Here is a 16,383-nt window from a genome sequence, read left to right on the forward strand (position 1 = left end):
GAACGGCCCTGACGGCGCTACAGGATGACGTGGGGCAGGAAGCGGGCGTACTCGTCCGTGACGAGCCCCGCCGATTCCCGGATGCCGAGCCCCGCCGCCTCCTCCTCGACGACCCACGCGCCGAGCACGACGCGGTTGCCGTCGAAGTCGGGCAGCGGGGCCAGCGCCTGGAAGACGTACGTCTCCCCCTCGGCCGGCACGAAGGGCTCGCCGCCCCCGCCCGCCTCGTGCAGCGTGACGCCGGCACCCTCGCGTCCCAGCAGCGGCTTGGCCGCGTACCCGCAGGTGGCGGCCAGCTCGCGCGGGCCGTCGAGGTAGGCGGGCAGCAGGTTCGGGTGGTCGGGGAAGAGCTCCCAGAGGATCGCCAGCAGCGCCTTGTTGGCGAGCAGCATCTTCCACAGCGGCTCGATCCAGGCGGTGGTGCCCGAGCCGCCGCCGTGGTCGTAGGTGCCCAGCACCTGCGGCCCGAACTCGTCGGTGACCAGCCACTCCCACGGGTAGAGCTTGAAGCAGCTGCGGATGAAGCGGAGCCGCTCGTCCACGAACCGGCCAGAGAGGCTGTCCCAGCCGATCGTCTCCACCGAGAGCGCGTGCGTCTCCAGCCCGGCCTGCTCGGCCGTCTCCTGGAGGTAGGCGACCGTCATCAGGTCCTCGCCCAGCTCGTCGGTCTCGGAGTGCGCGAAGTGCACCGGGCCCGGCGGCAGCAGCTCGGCCTGGTGCCGCCACGCCTCGACGAGGCGCTCGTGGAGGGAGTTCCACTGGTCGGCGCCGGGAAAGCGCTCCTCCATCCAGAACCACTGCGGGCTCGCCGCCTCCACCAGGGAGGTCGGCGTGTCGGCGTTGTACTCCAGCAGCTTGGCGGGCTCGCCGGCGCCGTCGTAGCGCAGGTCGAACCGCCCGTAGAGAGACGGCTGTTCGGCGCGCCGCCGCCAGGACTCGGTGATCCGCGCGGCCAGCTTCGGATCGGTGATGCCGAGGTCCGCGAAGCGGTCGTGCTCGACGATGTGCGCGGCCGCGGCCAGGCACATGGCGTGCAGCTCCTCGACGACCTCCTCCAGGGCCTCGACCTCCGGGAGCGAGAAGGAGTAGTACGCGCTCTCGTCCCAGTAGGGCCGCAGGGAGTCGTCGGGGTAGCGGGTGAGGGGGTAGATCAGACCCTGCTCCTCGACGGTCTTCTGCCAGCCCGGGCGCGGTTCGATGGTGTGCCGCTGCATCTGCGCTCAGCCGCCGGAGGAGCCGGAGCTGCTGTGGCCGCCGATGCCGCCGCGGGTGACGGCGGACTTGTCGAAGCTGCCGCCGGTCACCTTGCCGTTGCGGACGGTGCCGCCGTAGTAGTACGCGCCGGTGCCGCCGCTCCTGCACTCCTTCGAGTTCAGGTGGTTGAGCGTCGAGCGGGAGGCGCAGCGCTTGTCGGGCTCGTCGTTGCTCCCGCAGGCCACGAGGGTGGCGGCGAGCAGGCCCATGCCGCCGAGGGCGACCGCGCCGGAGCGCATGCGTCGTCTGGTGGTGTTGCCGGTATCCATGGCCTGCACCCTAGAGCGGTGGCGCGGGGGTATGGAATCCGGCCGCCGTCACACCCTTGTCACGATGGTGACCTAGAGTCGGTTCGTGCTGCTTGGGATGGTTTGCACACTGGGTGCGGCGGTCTGTTTCGGCACGGCGTCCGTACTCCAGGCGGTCGCGGCCCGGGCGGCGGCCCGGCCGGGTGCGGCCGCCGGCGTGGACGCGGCACTGTTCCTGCGGGCGGTGCGGCAGTGGCGGTACGTGGCGGGGCTCGCACTGGACGCGCTCGGCTTCGCGCTCCAGATCGTCGCCCTGCGGCACGTGCCGATCTACGCGGTGGGGGCCGCGCTGGCCGCCAGCCTGGCGGTGACCGCCGTGGTCGCGGCCCGGCTGCTGCGGGTGCGGCTGTCGCGGCTGGAACGGGGCGCGGTGGGGGTGGTGTGCGCGGGGCTGCTGATGCTCGGGCTGGCCTCGGGCGAGGAGGGCTCCGGCAGCGGGACCCTGGCGCTGGAGCTGGGCCTGCTGGGCGTGGCGGTGCTGGTGCCCGCGGTCGGCACGGCGGCGGGGCGGCTGCCGGACGGGCCGCGCGCGCTGGTGCTGGGGCTGGCCGCGGGGACGGGCTTCGGGGTGGTGGAGGTGGCGGTCCGGCTCATCGGCTCCGTCTCACCGCGGGCGCTGCGCGACCCCGCGCCGTACGCGCTGCTGCTGGGCGGGGCGGCCGCGTTCCTGCTGCTCACCTCCGCCCTGCAGCGCGGCTCGGTGACGGCGGCGACGGCGGGCCTGGTGCTGGGCGAGACGGTCGGCCCGGCGGCCGTGGGCGTGGCGTGGCTCGGGGACCGCACGCGCGAGGGGCTGACCTGGCTCGCGGTGGCCGGCTTCGCGGTGGCGGTGGCCGGATCCCTGGTCCTGTCGCGCTTCGGCGAACCCGGACCGGAGCCGGAACCGTAGGCGCGCGGCGGGGCGCGGGCTCAGGCGGGCGGGGGCAGGGCGGCCGACAGGGCCCTCAGGGCGGGGGGCCAGGCGCTGGTGGAGGGGGTGCCGTAGCCGACGATCAGGGCCTCGCGCGGCGGCATCGCCGAGTCCGGGTGGCGGAACCGCGCCAGGCCCTCCAGGGCCAGGTCCTGCCAGGCGGCGGCCTGGACGACGGACCGCTCCGTGCCCGGCGGGAGGTCCAGCACCGCGTGCAGCCCGGCCGCGATGCCCGAGACGGGCACCCTGCCCGCCACCGCGGCCACCAGCTCGTCCCGGCGGCGCCGGTAGCGCAGGCGCATGCCGCGCACGTGGCGGTCGTACGCCCCGGAGGTGAGGAACTCCGCCAGGGTCAGCTGGTCCAGGGCGCTGGACGTCCAGTCGACCGGGCCCTTCGCCGCCAGCACCTCCTCGAGCAGGTCCGGCGGGACCACCATCCACCCCATCCGCAGCGCGGGGGCCAGGGACTTGCTCGCGGTGCCCAGGTACACCACCCGGTCCGGGTCCAGGCCCTGGAGCGCGCCGACGGGCTGGCGGTCGTAGCGGAACTCCCCGTCGTAGTCGTCCTCCAGGATCACCCCGCCCGTGGTCCGCGCCCAGTCCACGGCCGCCGCCCGGCGCCCGGGGGTGAGGGCCGCGCCCGTCGGGAACTGGTGCGCCGGGGTCAGCAGCACCGCGCCCGTGCGGGGGCCGAGTCCGGTCAGGTCCGGGGTGCGGGCGCCGGCCTCGTCCACCCACAGCGGCCGGGTCACCAGCCCGGCCCCGGCCAGCAGCTCCCGGTGCACGTCGAGGCCGTATCCCTCCACGGCCACCTCCCGCACCCGACGCCCCCTCAGTACCCGGCCGAGTAGCGTCAGGGCGTGCGCGAAGCCGGCGCACAGCACGATCCGGTCCGGGTCCGCGTACACCCCGCGCGCCCGCGCCAGGTACCCGGCGAGCGCTTCCCGCAGCTCCACCCGGCCGCGCGCGTCGGAGGCGTACCCGAAGGCCTCGTTCGGGGCGCCGGTCAGGGCCCGCCGGGCCGCCGCCAGCCACGCGGCGCGGGGGAAGCCGCTCAGGTCCGGGGAGCCGGCGACCAGGCTGTACGCGGGCCCCCGGCGCGCGGGGCGGCGTACCTGCGGGGAGCCGGCGGCCCTGCGGACCCTGGCCCGCTCGGCGACGCGGGTGCCCGAACCCTGGCGGGCGGTCAGCCAGCCCTCGGCGACGAGTTCCGCGTACGCCTCGGCGACGGTGTTGCGGGCGATCCCCAGGTCGGCGGCGAAGGAACGGGACGACGGCAGCCGTGTCCCGGGCGCGAGCCGCCCGCTGCGCGCGGCCTCCCGCAGCGCCTCCGTGAGCGCGGCCCGCAGGCCCCGGCCACCCGCCGCCGCGGCGAGGTCCAGGTGCAGGTCGGCACCGAAAGTGGCCCATGATCCCGTCATGAACATGGACCATATAGGCGGGCCGCCTCTTCCGTACGGTTGAGCCATGAGCAACCAGGAAAGCAACCACGACCGCAGCCCCGAGCTCGCCGCCGAGCACGCCCCCCGCATGCAGTTCGCCAAGGCCGCCCCCGAGGTCTACAAGGCCGTCATCGGCCTGGAGATCGCGGCGAAGAAGGGCCTCGACCCGAGCCTCGTCGAACTCGTCAAGATCCGCGCCTCGCAGATCAACCACTGTGCCTTCTGCCTGGACATGCACGCCAAGGACGCGCTCGCCGCCGGAGAGAGCATCGAGCGCGTCCTGCTGCTCGGCGCCTGGGAGGAGTCGCGGCACTTCTACACCGAGAAGGAGCTGGCCGCGATCGAACTGACCGAGGCCGTCACCGTCCTGACGGACGGCTTCGTACCGGACGAGGTGTACGCGCGGGCGGAGAAGCACTTCGAGGAGGCCGAACTGGCCCAGCTGATCGCCGTCATCGCGACGATCAACGTCTGGAACCGGATCGGCGTCACCACCCGCATGACCCCGGGGCACTACACCCCGGCGGCGAAGAAGGCCTGACCGGCCCTCCCGCCGGGAAGGTCCGGTCAGTCGGTCCGGAACGACTCCAGGGCCGCCGTCAGGTGCGCGCGCGTCGTCGCGCTGTCGGCGGCCGGGCCGGCCGCCAGCAGGGCCCACCGCCGGCCGTCGGGGGCGGTGACGATCCGCTCCACGCCCCGGCGGCGGCCGTTCGACTCCACGCTGTCGTACTCGTAGACCAGTTCGCAGCCGGCCCCGGCCGTCGGTTCGACGGACACCTGCCGGTAGCCGGACGTCGCGTCGCGCAGCTGGTCGGAGGAGGTGCGCAGCAGTTCGCAGGAGCCGATGGCACCGCTCTCCGTGACCCGGAAGATCTGGAGCAGGGCGCTGCGGTCGCCGGGCCGGCGGTAGAAGGACCCGCTGCCCGTCTCGTCCGTGCTGGGCTCCCAGCCGGTGGGGACGGCCACCGAGAAGCCGTTCTCGTCGCGCACCGCGGTGTAACCGGCGCTGCCGCCCGGGGAGGGGCCGGTGGCCGGGGGTCCGCTCGGGGCCGGAGACGGGCTCGCGGGCTCACTCCCGGACCCGGTGGCCGTCGGCGGCGCCGACAGGGAGGCCGGCGGCCGCGCCGAGGCCTCGGGGCCGTCCTTGTCGCCGAGCGCCAGCCACGCCGCCACCGCGGCGCCGCCCACGACCGCCGCCGCCAGCCCGACCAGCACCGGGGTACGCCACTGCCGCGCGCCGCCCGGCGGGGGCGGCGGGGGCACGGGCGCGGCCGGCACCGGGGGCCACGGCTCGTGGTACCCCGGCGCGGTGGGCGGGGGCATCGGCGGCAACGGGGGCAGCGGGGTCGGCGTGTCCGGCGGTACGGGGCGTGGCGGAACGGGAGCGGAAGCCGGAGCAGGGCCGGGATCCGGCGCCGGGCCCGGGTCCGGATCCGGGGCGGGGGCCCGGCCGGAGTCCGGGGCGGGAGCCGGGGCGGGGCCCCACTCCCACCGCTGCGACTGCGGATCCCACCGGGCGCCGTCGGACGAGGACACCGGTCAGCCTCCCAGCGAGGCCGGCAGCCCGCCCAGCGCGGTGGCCGCGCCCAGCGTCTCCACCAGCGGGGCCCACCGCTCGCCGCCGGACTGAGGGGGAATCAGGTGGTCGGTCACCGGGCGACCTTAGTTACCACCTACACGGATAGACAGGCGCTTTCACGCCAAAGCGCCCCGGCCTGGTTTGGCCGGGGCGCGAGGGCGTTCGCGACGATCACTCGATCGGGTGAACCCGAGGGGCCAGCGCCGTCAGGGCGATCAGATCAGGTTGAGCTTGCGCACCGCGTCGCGCTCCTCGACGAGCTCCGCCACGGACGCGTCGATGCGCGCACGGGAGAACTCGTTGATGTCCAGGCCCTGGACGATCTCGTACTTGCCGTCGGCGCAGGTGACGGGGAAGGAGGAGATGATGCCCTCCGGCACGCCGTAGGAGCCGTCCGACGGGATGCCCATCGAGGTCCAGTCGCCCGCGGCGGTGCCGTTGACCCAGGTGTGCACGTGGTCGATGGCGGCGTTGGCGGCCGAGGCCGCCGAGGAGGCGCCACGGGCCTCGATGATCGCGGCGCCGCGCTTGGCGACGGTCGGGATGAAGGTGTCGGCGAGCCATGCCTCGTCGGCCACGACCTCGGCGGCGTTCTTGCCGGCGATCTCCGCGTGGAAGATGTCCGGGTACTGGGTGGCCGAGTGGTTGCCCCAGATCGTCAGACGCTTGATGTCGGTGACGTCGGAGCCGGTCTTCTGGGCCAGCTGCGTGATCGCGCGGTTGTGGTCCAGGCGGGTCATCGCGGTGAAGCGCTCGGCCGGTACGTCCGGAGCGGCGGCCTGCGCGATGAGCGCGTTGGTGTTGGCCGGGTTGCCCACGACCAGGACCTTGATGTCGTCCGCGGCGTGCGCGTTGATCGCGGCGCCCTGCGGCTTGAAGATGCCGCCGTTGGCGGCGAGCAGGTCACCGCGCTCCATGCCCTTGGTGCGCGGGCGGGCGCCGACGAGCAGCGCGACGTTGGCGCCGTCGAAGCCCTGGTTCGGGTCGTCGAAGATGTCGATGCCCTTGAGCAGCGGGAAGGCGCAGTCGTCGAGCTCCATGGCGGTGCCCTCGGCGGCCTTCATGCCCTGGGGGATCTCCAGGAGGCGGAGCTTGACCGGCACGTCCGCGCCGAGCAGGTGGCCGGACGCGATGCGGAAGAGCAGCGCGTAGCCGATCTGGCCGGCGGCGCCGGTGACAGTGACATTCACGGGAGTGCGGGTCATGGCCTTCTCCGTTAGACAGCTGGCGGTGGGGCGTCCCCGCCCCATGTGCTGGACCCCTTGTAGGGGGAAGGACGCCGCTTCCCTGTCCTGTGAATCTTGACGTGAAGAGACATCCGCGGTCAGGCTATCCGACCCGCGGGGCCCCCAACCCCCCGGTCCCTGTGGTCCGCGGCACACGGGCCCCGGATCGGGAGGTTTCGAAGGTCCGGACGGGCGTATGCCCTTGCTCCCCGCCCTTACACGGGAAGATCTCGTCCGTCCGGCGCCCTTCGACGTATCCGACGCGAGCGGCCGACAGCGGTGGTGGAGCCGACGGGGCCCGACGGGACGCCCGCCGGACCCCGGCAGCACCTAGCGGACCGTGAAGCGGACCGCACTCTCCAGGAACGGGATCTCCAGCCAGGGCTTCGGCTCCATGACCAGCGCGAGCAGGGTGATGGCCACGCCCAGCACCCCGTACGTGATCATGTCGGTGAACCGGGAGCGCACCGCGAGCATGCCCACCGAGGGCAGGACGCGCCGCATCACCGCCGCGGCGATCAGCGCGACGCCGATCACCAGGCAGCCGATCCGCGGCTGTCCCACCGCCGTGGTCAGCAGCCCCACCGCGGTGGCGGCGAGGACGCTGAGCATCGGCCACTGGCGGGCGGGCGCGGACACCGCTCCGGGGATGGCGCGGCCGCCGCCCTCGGGGCGGGCCGTGTCCTGGGTGACGGTGGGGAAGCGCCGCGACCGCGCGGCGGCCGCGGCGGGACCGCGCTCCGCACCGCCCTTCGGACCGTCCTCCGGGCGGGGCTCCGGGCCGCCCTTCGCGCAGCCGTCCTCCCGGCGGGGCTCCGGGGCGGAGGCCCCGCCCGTACCGCTCACCTCGTGCTCAGCCCGCACTGGTGGTCCGCTCCGCCGCCTCGACGACGTTCACCAGCAGCTGCGCCCGGGTCATCGGGCCGACACCGCCCGGGTTCGGGGAGAGCCAGCCCGCCACCTCGGCGACGCCCGGGTGGACGTCCCCGACGATCTTCCCGCTCTCGTCGCGGCTCACGCCGACGTCGAGCACGGCCGCGCCCGGCTTCACGTCCTCCGGCTTCACCAGGTGCGGGACGCCCGCCGCCGCGACGATGATGTCCGCCTGGCGCAGCAGCCCCGCTAGGTCGCGCGTACCGGTGTGGCACAGCGTCACGGTGGCGTTCTCGGACTTGCGGGTGAGCAGCAGCCCGATGGAGCGGCCGACGGTGATGCCCCGGCCGAGCACGACGACGTGCGCGCCGTTGATCTCGACGCCGTGGTGGCGCAGCAGCTCGACGATCCCGTACGGAGTGCAGGGCAGCGGGCCCTGTACGCCCAGCACCAGCCGGCCCAGCGACGTCGGGTGCAGCCCGTCGGCGTCCTTCGCCGGATCCATCAGCTCCAGGACGCGGTTGGTGTCGATTCCCTTGGGGAGCGGCAGTTGGACGATGTAGCCCGTGCAGGCCGGGTCTGCGTTCAGCTCCCGCACGACCGCCTCGATGTCCTCCTGGGAGGCCGTCGCGGGCAGTTCGCGCTGAATGGAGGCGATGCCGACCTCGGCGCAGTCCTTGTGCTTGCCGTTGACGTACCAGCGGCTGCCCGGGTCGTCGCCGACCAGGAGGGTGCCCAGGCCGGGGGTGACGCCCCGGGCCTTCAGCTGCTCCACGCGGGCCTTCAGTTCGGATTTGATCGCGGCCGCGGTGGCCTTGCCATCGAGAATCTGGGCGGTCATGGGGGCATCCTCCCGGATGGGGCGGCCCGGCTTCCAATCGGGAGGCGGCCGGATCGCGCTCTTGATTGCACTTGCACAACAAGTCTGACCCGCTCCGGCAACCAACTGGACAAGCCCGGTGCGGGCCCACCACGATGACGGGCAGCAAGACGATCGGAAAGAGTGCCGCGGGCAGTGCCGGGGGGGCGTACCGCAGAAGCAAGTGTCCTCCAGGTGTGCCGTGCGTCCCCGCACTTCACGGAGGAAAGACCCAGATGAGCTTCGGCGACCCGAACAACCCTTACGGGCAGCAGCAGCCGCCGCAGGGCCAGCCCGGCTACGGCTACCCGCAGCAGGCCCCGCAGGGCGTCCCGCAGCAGGGCCAGCCCGGTTACGGCTACCCGCAGCAGGGCCAGCAGCCGTACGGTGTCCCGCCGCAGGCGCCGGGCACCCTCCAGGCCAACAACGGCTACATCAACGTGGCGGGCCTCGGCACCGTCCAGGTCGCGACGATGGGCCGCCGCTTCGGCGCCCGCCTGATCGACGGCCTGGCCATCTCGGTCCTCGTCTGGATCCTCATGGCCATCGGTCTCGCCGGGGCGCTGGGCCTCGCGGAGTCGGTCGAGGACTGCGGTACGGACTACGCGTCGGCCGCGTACCAGCAGTGCGTCAACGACCAGGCGGAGGCGGCCGGCGGCATGATCGCCGCTCTGTTCGGCACCCTCGCCCTCATCGGTATCGCCACCCTGCTCTACGAGTGGCTGATGATCTCCTTCGTCGGCGCGACGCTCGGCAAGATGGCCCTGAGCCTGAAGGTCGTCAAGGAGAACACCGGCCAGGCCCCCGGCCTCGGCGGCGGCTTCATCCGCTGGATCATCCCGATGGTCGGCAGCTTCCTCTGCGGCATCGGCCAGATCCTGGTCTACCTGTCCCCGTTCTTCGACAACTCGGGCAAGCTCCAGGGCTGGCACGACCGCGCGGCCGGCACCATCGTCGTCAAGACGAAGTAACCGCAGCACCGCTGTCACCGCTCACACGTGCTCACACGGCGAAGGCCGCCACCCGCTGGTGCGGGTGGCGGCCTTCGCCGTGTCCGTGCCTGTCCGTGCCTGTCCGCGCCTCAGTGGAAGAAGTGGCGGGTGCCGGTGAAGTACATCGTCACGCCCGCCTTCTTCGCCACCTCTACGACCTGCTCGTCGCGGACCGAACCGCCCGGCTGCACCACGGCCTTGATGCCGGCCGCGGTCAGGATCTCCAGCCCGTCCGGGAAGGGGAAGAACGCGTCCGAGGCCGCGTACGAACCCTGCGCGCGCTCCGCGCCCGCCCGCTCGACGGCGAGCTTCGCCGAGTCGACGCGGTTGACCTGGCCCATGCCGACGCCGACCGAGGCGCCGTCCTTGGCGAGCAGGATCGCGTTGGACTTGACGGCGCGGCAGGCCTTCCACGCGAAGGCGAGCTCGGCCAGCTCGTCCGCGGACAGCGCGTCGCCGGTGGCGAGGGTCCAGTTGGCCGGGTCGTCGCCCTCGGCCTGGAAGACGTCCGACTGCTGGAGCAGCGTGCCGCCCGAGATCGGCTTGAGGTCGCCCGGCTGGTGCGGGGTGCCGTCCACCTTCAGGACGCGGATGTTCTTCTTCTTGGCCAGGACCTCCAGCGCGCCGTCCTCGTAGCCGGGGGCGGCGATGACCTCGGTGAAGATCTCCGCGACCTGCTCGGCGAGCTCGACGGTCACCGGGCGGTTGACGGCGATGACGCCGCCGAAGGCCGACAGCGGGTCGCAGGCGTGCGCCTTGCGGTGCGCGGCGGCCACGTCCTGGCCCACGGCGATGCCGCACGGGTTGGCGTGCTTGATGATCGCGACGCAGGGCTTTTCGTGGTCGTAGGCGGCCCGGCGGGCGGCCTCGGTGTCCACGTAGTTGTTGAAGGACATCTCCTTGCCGTGCAGCTGCTCGGCGTTGGCGAGCCCGCCCGGCCGGCCGTCCGTGTAGAGCGCGGCGGCCTGGTGCGGGTTCTCGCCGTAGCGCAGGGTCGCCTTGCGCTCCCAGGCGCCGGCCAGGAACTCGGGCAGGTCGCCCTCCCCGCCCTGCGGGGCGTACGCGTTGGTGAACCAGGAGGCGACGGCCACGTCGTAGGCCGCGGTGTGCTGGAAGGCCTCGGCCGCGAGCCGCTTGCGGGCGGTCAGGTCGAAGCCGCCGCCCTGGGCGGCCGCGAGGACGTCGGCGTAGCGGGCGGGGCTGGTGACGACCGCGACCGAGGGGTGGTTCTTGGCGGCGGCGCGGACCATCGAGGGGCCGCCGATGTCGATCTGCTCGACGCACTCGTCGGGGGTGGCGCCGGAGGCGACGGTCTCCCGGAACGGGTACAGGTTGACGATCACCAGGTCGAAGGGCTCCACGCCTAGCTCGTCGAGCTGGTTCCGGTGGTCCTCCAGGCGCAGGTCGGCGAGGATCCCGGCGTGCACGCGGGGGTGGAGGGTCTTGACGCGGCCGTCGAGGCACTCGGGGAAGCCGGTGAGCTCCTCGACCTTGGTGACGGGCACCCCGGCCTCGGCGATCCGCGACGCGGTGGAGCCCGTGGAGACGAGCGCGACGCCCGCCTCGTGGAGGCCGCGGGCCAGCTCTTCCAGTCCCGTCTTGTCGTAGACACTCACGAGCGCGCGGCGGATCGGCCGCTGAGTCGTCGTCGTTTCGTTGGCGGTCACTGGATTGTTACCTTTCGTCCCTCAATGCGGTAGCCGTGCCGGGCCAGGCGCCCCACGACGTCGACGAGCAGCTGGCGCTCGACTTCCTTGATGCGCTCATGGAGCGCGGCTTCGTCCTCCCCGTCCCGGATCTCGACGACACCCTGGGCGATGATCGGACCGGTGTCCACGCCGCTGTCCACGAAGTGGACCGTGCAGCCGGTGACCTTCGCCCCGTACGCGAGGGCGTCGCGCACCCCGTGCGCGCCGGGGAAGGCCGGGAGGAGGGCGGGGTGGGTGTTGATGAACCGTCCGCCGAAGCGGTCGATGAAGCTCTTCCCGACGATCTTCATGAACCCGGCGGAGACGACGAGGTCCGGCGCGTGGGCGTCGGTCGCCGCGGTGAGGGCGGCGTCCCACTCCTCACGGCTCCCGTAGGCCTTCACCGGACACACGAAGGTGGGGATCCCCGCCTTCTCCGCCCGTTCGAGGCCCGCGATGTTCTCGCGGTCGGCCCCTACGGCGACGACCTCGGCCCCGAACCCCTCGGCTCCGCCGGGGTGGGCGTCGATGGCGTCGAGCAGGGCCTGGAGGTTGGTGCCGGAGCCGGAAACCAGCACGACCAGGCGGGAGGCGGCCATGGGAGGCCCTTTCTCACAGGATTTGCGTCGTTCGTCTTGTGTGGTCATACGAAACTTCGGGGTACCGATATACGGGGGACCATACGAAGCCACCGACCGCCTGCAACGATACCGGCACACCGGACCGCCCCCGAGGGACGGGGGGACGGGCGGGCGGTAGCGTCTGGTGTACAAGCCGCGAACGACGCGGTACGCGCCCACCGCACGCGGGGCGCGCGCCGTCCACGACACAGGGGAAGTTACGCACTCGATGCCGGACCGCCGTCAGCCCGACCCCTCGACCGAAGACAACCCCTTCGCGGCGCCCCCGGAGGGCCGGCCCGACCAGCCGTGGCAGCCCCGGCAGCCGCAGCGGCCGCAGGACGGCGGCGGCGGTCCGGGCGGCGGCCCCACGGACCCCGCCCCCGGGGGCCCGGCCCGGTGGGACCCGACCGACCCGGTCCAGCGGCGCGCGCGGTACGCGCTGCTGTCGGGCATGTGGGGGTTCTTCTTCGGGATCTTCGGGATCCCGTCGGTCGGCCTGCTGCTGGGCGCGCTGGCCATGTACTGGGGCATCAGCGCCCTGCGCGGCCGCCCCGCGACCGAAGCGGACCCCGGCGGCCTGGCCGCACTGGGCCCGGCCGCCCGCCCGCAGCGCGCGGCGGCGGTGAGCGGCCTGGTCACGGCGTCGCTGGCGCTGCTGCTGGCGGCCACCTCGTACGGGCTGCAGCTGGCGTACAAGGACTTCTACGTCTGCCGCGACGACGCCTTGACCCGCACGGCGGAACTGGAATGCAACACCCTCCTCCCGGACAACGCCATCGGCAAGATCCTCAAGGTCCAACGCTGACCCCGAAGCGCCCTCGCCGCCTCTCGGTGCACCTCCAGCCCCAGCCCGGCAGCTGAGCGGCGCCCGCCCGCCGGTGCTCGGGCACCCTCCAGCCCCGCCGGCGTTGGGCACCTCCAGCCCGCCGGGCGCCGCGAGGCACCTCGAAGGCGCGTGAAGCATCTCCAGCCCCCCGGGCGCCTGGCCACCAGCCCCACCGGGCGCTTACCGGTCCCAGCCCCAGCCGGCAGCTGGGCGGCTCCGCCCGCCGACGCTGGGGCAACTCCAGCCCCGCCGGCGTTTGAGGCGCGGGGGCCGGGGGCGGAGCCCCTGGCACACGACCCGCGGCCGAAGGACCCGGCCCACCCCAACCCAGCCCCGCCGACAGGCCCCAGGCGCTCGGGGACCCTCCAGCCCCGCCGGCGTTTGAGGCGCGGGGTCCGGGGCGGCGCCCCGGGGAACGGGCGAAGGGCGGGTAGGGGACCGCTCCGCGCAGCGGCACCCCGGCCCCGCCCGGGCTCAGCCCGCGGGACGCCGCCGCGCCAGCACCCGCGCCCCCACCACCGCCGTCGGCAGCAACGGTTCCGCAGGAGCCGGCACCGGTGCGGCCACCGCCGGAGCCACCGGATCCACCGGCGGAGCCATCGGCGCCACCAACGGCTCCGCCGCCCTCCGCAACGCCTCCCACCGAAGCTCCCGCACCCCCGAGTCGTGCCACGCGTCCCTGCCCGTCCCCCCACCCTCCGCACAACGCACCGGCCGCGTCCGCCACGCCTGCACCCCCACCGCCAACGGCACGGACAGCACCAGCGTCCACCCCGCCGCCGCGCCCCCCGCCGCCCACCACACCGGCCCCACGCCCGCCAGCGCCCGCGACCCCAGCGGCCCCGCCGAAGCCGCCGCCAGGCCGGCCGTCGCCAGGCCGCACACCACCGAGCCCAGTGCCGCCGTCAGCGCGGTCTCCCCGTACGAGACCTCCCGCGCCCGCCGCACCGCGAACCACCCCACCGCCAGCCCCGCCGCCACCGGCACCGCCAGCGCCGCCCAGGTGACGGGCGTCCCGGGCCCCGGCGACGGCAGCGCGGCCAGCAGCGGGAACCTCGGCAGCGAGGGCGCCCCCTCCAGCCCGAACGGGGTCGCCACCGCCCCCGCGCCGAGCGCGAACCCGGGCCCGAGCCCGTACGCCGCGCCCCACACCATCGCGTTCGGCAGCAGCGCCAGCGCGAGCAGCAGCACCGCGAACCGCCCCGACCAGACTCCGGTCAGCGCCAGGAAGGAGCTCCGCGCCTCCGTCCCGTGCCACATCAGGGAGGCCCCGACGAGCAGGGCCCCGCCGCCCAGCAGGACGAGCACCCCCGCCCCACCGGAGCGCAGGGCCAGCGCGTACCGGGGGCGCGCGACGGCCCGGCGTACGCTCCCCGGAACCCACTGCGGCAAGGGCCCCAGCGGTTTGCCCTTGGCCGCCCACACCCCGCCGGCGGCGGCGAGCACGGCCACCAGCGGCACGTGCCAGGCGGCGCTGAGCGGGTCCGCCGGCATCGGCCCGCCGGCCGCGTACACCGTGGCGAGCGCACCGACGGTCAGGTAACCGCAGGTGACGGCGGAGAAGACGGCGCTGGCCGGCAGCACCTCGTCCCCCTCCGCCCCGGCGGCGTCCCCCGAGGCGCTGCCGAGCCGGGCCGCGCGCCGCATGAGCAGCACGGGCAGCGCCACGAGCAGCAGCGGGACCAGGCCGACGGGCGCCGGGGCCCCGGAGAGGGTTTCGTAGCGGACGAGTTCCGTGCCGTGGGCCATCAGCCACAGCCCGGCGGCGAGGTGGAGTGCGCCGCCGGGGCCGCTGTCGGGGTAGGGGGAGCTGATCCACAGCACGATCACGAGCACGGCGAGGAAGCCGAGCCCCAGTCCGGCGGCCACGGCACCGCCCAGCACGCAGGCGGCGGCCGCCGGTGAGCGTCGCCGCGCGGTGGCGGCCCGCGGGGCCGTCGGCAACGGGGTCCCGCGTTCGGTCACTTGGGTCACCCCGCCATGGTGCCCTCGACACGCGCTATGTCCGGGTAACAACCGATTGACCGTTGTGTCGCTCAATATACGTTTATGTACTTTTTCGCCCAGAGCAGCCGTGTCGCGGGGAGAGTGGCATGACACAAGACGTCGAAACGTCCTCCGGCTCGGAGCTGGGCCTCCCGTCCCCCAAGGAGCGCCGGTGGCTGCGAGAGTCGGGCGGGCTGACGTACGAGGAGGTCGCGGCCCGGGCCGGTGTCACCGCGGCCACCGTCCGCTCCTGGGAGTGCGGCCGCACCGAGCCTCGCGGGCGCACGCGCGAGGCGTACGCGGCGCTCCTGGACCGGCTCGCCGCCACCGGGGCCGCCCCGGTCCGGCCGGTGGCGGCGGGCCTGCCCACCCGGCGGCCCCGAAACGTCGGGAAACACGCCACACAGCCGCCGGCCAGGCCGCCCCAGACGGCCCGGGAGACCCAGGCGACCCGGGAGGCCCAGGCTGCTCAGGCAGCTCCGGCGGGCCAGGGAGCCGGGGAGGCTCAGGCAGCTCAGACGGGCCAGGGAGCCCAGCCGACTCAGGTAACCCAGGCGGCAGCTCAGGCGCCCGGGGAGGCCCGGACAACGCACACGGCCCAAACAGCCCAGGCGACCCACACGCCGCAGGAAACACACCCGGCCCAGCAGGCGCACCCTGCCCGTCCGGTCCCGACGGAGCCGGCCCTCCCGGCTGCCCCCGCCCCGGCACCCACCGCCACCGAGGCCGCCCCCGCCTCCGCGGGCCCCACCGCCCCGGCCGCGGTGGCACCCGCCCCCGGGGAACCGTTTCACCAGGGCGGCCCCGCCCACACCGGAGCGGAACCCGGCACCCCGCAGGGGCTCCCGGCCACCCCGGCGGCCGCCACCCGCGCGGCCCGGCCCTACGGCCCCCGGCCGAAACCCCCCGAAGATCCGGTCGAGGCCTTCGACGCCCTCTACGACCACGCCGCCGCCGCGCTCGTCCGCCAGGCCTACCTGCTCACCGGCCGCCGCGCCCTCGCCCTGCACTCCGTCGAGGTGGCGTTCCGGCAGGCCTGGGGGCGCTGGCCCGAGGTGGCCACCGACCCCGACCCCGTGGGATGGGTCCGCTCGGCCGCGTACGAATACGCCCTCTCCCCCTGGCACCGGTTCCGCCGGGCCCACCGCCACCCCGACCGGCTCCCGGCCGACCCCGCCGACCGGATCCTGCTGGACGCCCTCCTCGCCCTGCCGCCCGTACACCGCCGGACCGTGCTGCTCTACGACGGTGTCGGCCTCGACCTGCCCGACACCGCCGCGGAGACCGAGGCCAGCACCCCGGCCGCCGGGCACCGCCTGCTGCGCGCGCACGCCGAACTCGTCCGCCGGATCCCCGGGCTGGCCGGTCTGACGCCCGAGCAGCGGTCGGCCCTGCTGCGCGAACGGCTCGGCGCGGTGCGGCCCGCCGTGTCCCTGGAGCCGCGCCCGGCGGCCACCGTCCGGACCGTCAGCGAGCACCGGGCCCGGCGGCTGGCGCGGGCCGCGCTCGTCCTGACCGCCGTGATCGCCGCGTCGACGGGATACACCACCGTCACCGCCCCGGACCACTACGAGCCGCCGATCGCCCCCGGCGCGAGCGTCTCGGGGGTGCCGCCGCTCAGCGGCCCCCCGCGGCTCACGGAGACCGGCCGGTCCCTCCAGGACAAGCTGCGGGCCGACCCGGCCGCCGGACCCCACCGGCTCGCCCCGCAGCCCGAATGAGGTACGGGCGTGGGGGGGCGGCGCCGGGGGGGGGGGGGCGCCCCGGGGGGGCCGCCCCGGCCGCCGCGGCGGGGGGGGGGGGGGGGGGGGGGGGCC

Annotated in this window: 15 protein-coding genes; 5 read left to right on the plus strand and 10 right to left on the minus strand. The window is 74.7% G+C overall.

The features are described 5' to 3' along the window. Window positions 1-17 precede the first annotated feature (17 nt). Window positions 18-1,214 carry a glutathionylspermidine synthase family protein gene (locus ACFY7H_RS07775; RefSeq protein ID WP_388934601.1) on the minus strand — a complete coding sequence of 399 codons (1,197 nt, stop codon included), beginning with the start codon at window positions 1,212-1,214 and terminating at the stop codon, window positions 18-20. 6 nt (window positions 1,215-1,220) lie between these two features. Further along, window positions 1,221-1,523, minus strand: coding sequence for a hypothetical protein (locus tag ACFY7H_RS07780; protein ID WP_388934603.1), 303 nt, complete (start codon window positions 1,521-1,523; stop codon window positions 1,221-1,223). Between the two features lie 97 nt (window positions 1,524-1,620). Here ACFY7H_RS07780 and ACFY7H_RS07785 point away from each other — a divergent pair, with 97 nt between their 5' ends. Continuing rightward, entirely contained in the window at window positions 1,621-2,451 is an 831-nt protein-coding gene (locus ACFY7H_RS07785; RefSeq protein ID WP_388934606.1) for a hypothetical protein, read from the plus strand. A gap of 20 nt (window positions 2,452-2,471) precedes the next feature. Here the strand turns inward: ACFY7H_RS07785 and ACFY7H_RS07790 are convergent, their stop codons facing one another. After that, window positions 2,472-3,893, minus strand: coding sequence for a PLP-dependent aminotransferase family protein (locus ACFY7H_RS07790; RefSeq protein ID WP_388934609.1), 1,422 nt, complete (start codon window positions 3,891-3,893; stop codon window positions 2,472-2,474). Between the two features lie 46 nt (window positions 3,894-3,939). On the opposite strand from ACFY7H_RS07790, the gene ACFY7H_RS07795 reads away from it, so the two are divergent. Further along, window positions 3,940-4,455 (plus strand): carboxymuconolactone decarboxylase family protein, encoded by a 516-nt coding sequence (locus ACFY7H_RS07795; RefSeq protein ID WP_388934612.1) that lies wholly within the window; start codon window positions 3,940-3,942, stop codon window positions 4,453-4,455. A gap of 26 nt (window positions 4,456-4,481) precedes the next feature. On the opposite strand, the gene ACFY7H_RS07800 is transcribed toward ACFY7H_RS07795, so the two are convergent. The 4 genes from ACFY7H_RS07800 to ACFY7H_RS07815 all read right to left on the minus strand — a co-directional run bounded on the left by ACFY7H_RS07800 (window position 4,482) and on the right by ACFY7H_RS07815 (window position 8,433). Next, on the minus strand, window positions 4,482-5,237 hold the full coding sequence (locus tag ACFY7H_RS07800; RefSeq protein ID WP_388934614.1) for a hypothetical protein: 756 nt from the start codon (window positions 5,235-5,237) through the stop codon (window positions 4,482-4,484). A 471-nt stretch (window positions 5,238-5,708) separates the two neighbouring features. Further along, window positions 5,709-6,698, minus strand: a complete 990-nt coding sequence (locus tag ACFY7H_RS07805) for a malate dehydrogenase (RefSeq protein WP_388934617.1) — start codon at window positions 6,696-6,698, stop codon at window positions 5,709-5,711. Window positions 6,699-7,049: 351 nt separating this feature from the next. Beyond that, window positions 7,050-7,583, minus strand: a complete 534-nt coding sequence (locus tag ACFY7H_RS07810; RefSeq protein ID WP_388934619.1) for a DUF3017 domain-containing protein — start codon at window positions 7,581-7,583, stop codon at window positions 7,050-7,052. Beyond that, on the minus strand, window positions 7,573-8,433 hold the full coding sequence (locus ACFY7H_RS07815) for a bifunctional methylenetetrahydrofolate dehydrogenase/methenyltetrahydrofolate cyclohydrolase (protein WP_388934622.1): 861 nt from the start codon (window positions 8,431-8,433) through the stop codon (window positions 7,573-7,575). Before ACFY7H_RS07815 ends, ACFY7H_RS07810 begins: the two co-directional genes overlap by 11 nt. Before the next feature lie 254 nt (window positions 8,434-8,687). Between ACFY7H_RS07815 and ACFY7H_RS07820 the strand changes: the two genes are divergently transcribed. Then, complete coding sequence (locus ACFY7H_RS07820; RefSeq protein ID WP_388934624.1) at window positions 8,688-9,422, plus strand: RDD family protein; 735 nt, start codon at window positions 8,688-8,690, stop codon at window positions 9,420-9,422. 110 nt (window positions 9,423-9,532) lie between these two features. Here ACFY7H_RS07820 and purH read toward each other — a convergent pair whose 3' ends face one another. Further along, on the minus strand, window positions 9,533-11,110 hold the full coding sequence (gene purH, locus ACFY7H_RS07825; protein ID WP_388934627.1) for a bifunctional phosphoribosylaminoimidazolecarboxamide formyltransferase/IMP cyclohydrolase: 1,578 nt from the start codon (window positions 11,108-11,110) through the stop codon (window positions 9,533-9,535). Then, window positions 11,107-11,730: a phosphoribosylglycinamide formyltransferase gene (gene purN / locus ACFY7H_RS07830; RefSeq protein ID WP_388934630.1), complete on the minus strand. Its 624-nt coding sequence runs from the start codon at window positions 11,728-11,730 to the stop codon at window positions 11,107-11,109. The genes purH and purN overlap by 4 nt, the downstream gene beginning before the upstream one ends. Window positions 11,731-11,980: 250 nt before the next feature. On the opposite strand from purN, the gene ACFY7H_RS07835 reads away from it, so the two are divergent. After that, window positions 11,981-12,559: a hypothetical protein gene (locus ACFY7H_RS07835; RefSeq protein WP_388934632.1), complete on the plus strand. Its 579-nt coding sequence runs from the start codon at window positions 11,981-11,983 to the stop codon at window positions 12,557-12,559. A 495-nt stretch (window positions 12,560-13,054) separates the two neighbouring features. Here the strand turns inward: ACFY7H_RS07835 and ACFY7H_RS07840 are convergent, their stop codons facing one another. Continuing rightward, the gene (locus ACFY7H_RS07840; RefSeq protein ID WP_388934634.1) at window positions 13,055-14,554 is read right to left on the minus strand and encodes a DUF6350 family protein; all 1,500 of its coding nucleotides are present in this window, start codon (window positions 14,552-14,554) and stop codon (window positions 13,055-13,057) included. A gap of 119 nt (window positions 14,555-14,673) precedes the next feature. On the opposite strand from ACFY7H_RS07840, the gene ACFY7H_RS07845 reads away from it, so the two are divergent. Continuing rightward, a complete protein-coding gene (locus ACFY7H_RS07845; protein ID WP_388934637.1) occupies window positions 14,674-16,287 on the plus strand; it encodes a helix-turn-helix domain-containing protein in 1,614 nt (537 codons plus the stop codon). Window positions 16,288-16,383: the final 96 nt, after the last annotated feature.

The organism is Streptomyces sp. NPDC012794, from assembly GCF_042901085.1.
Lineage (GTDB): Bacteria > Actinomycetota > Actinomycetes > Streptomycetales > Streptomycetaceae > Streptomyces.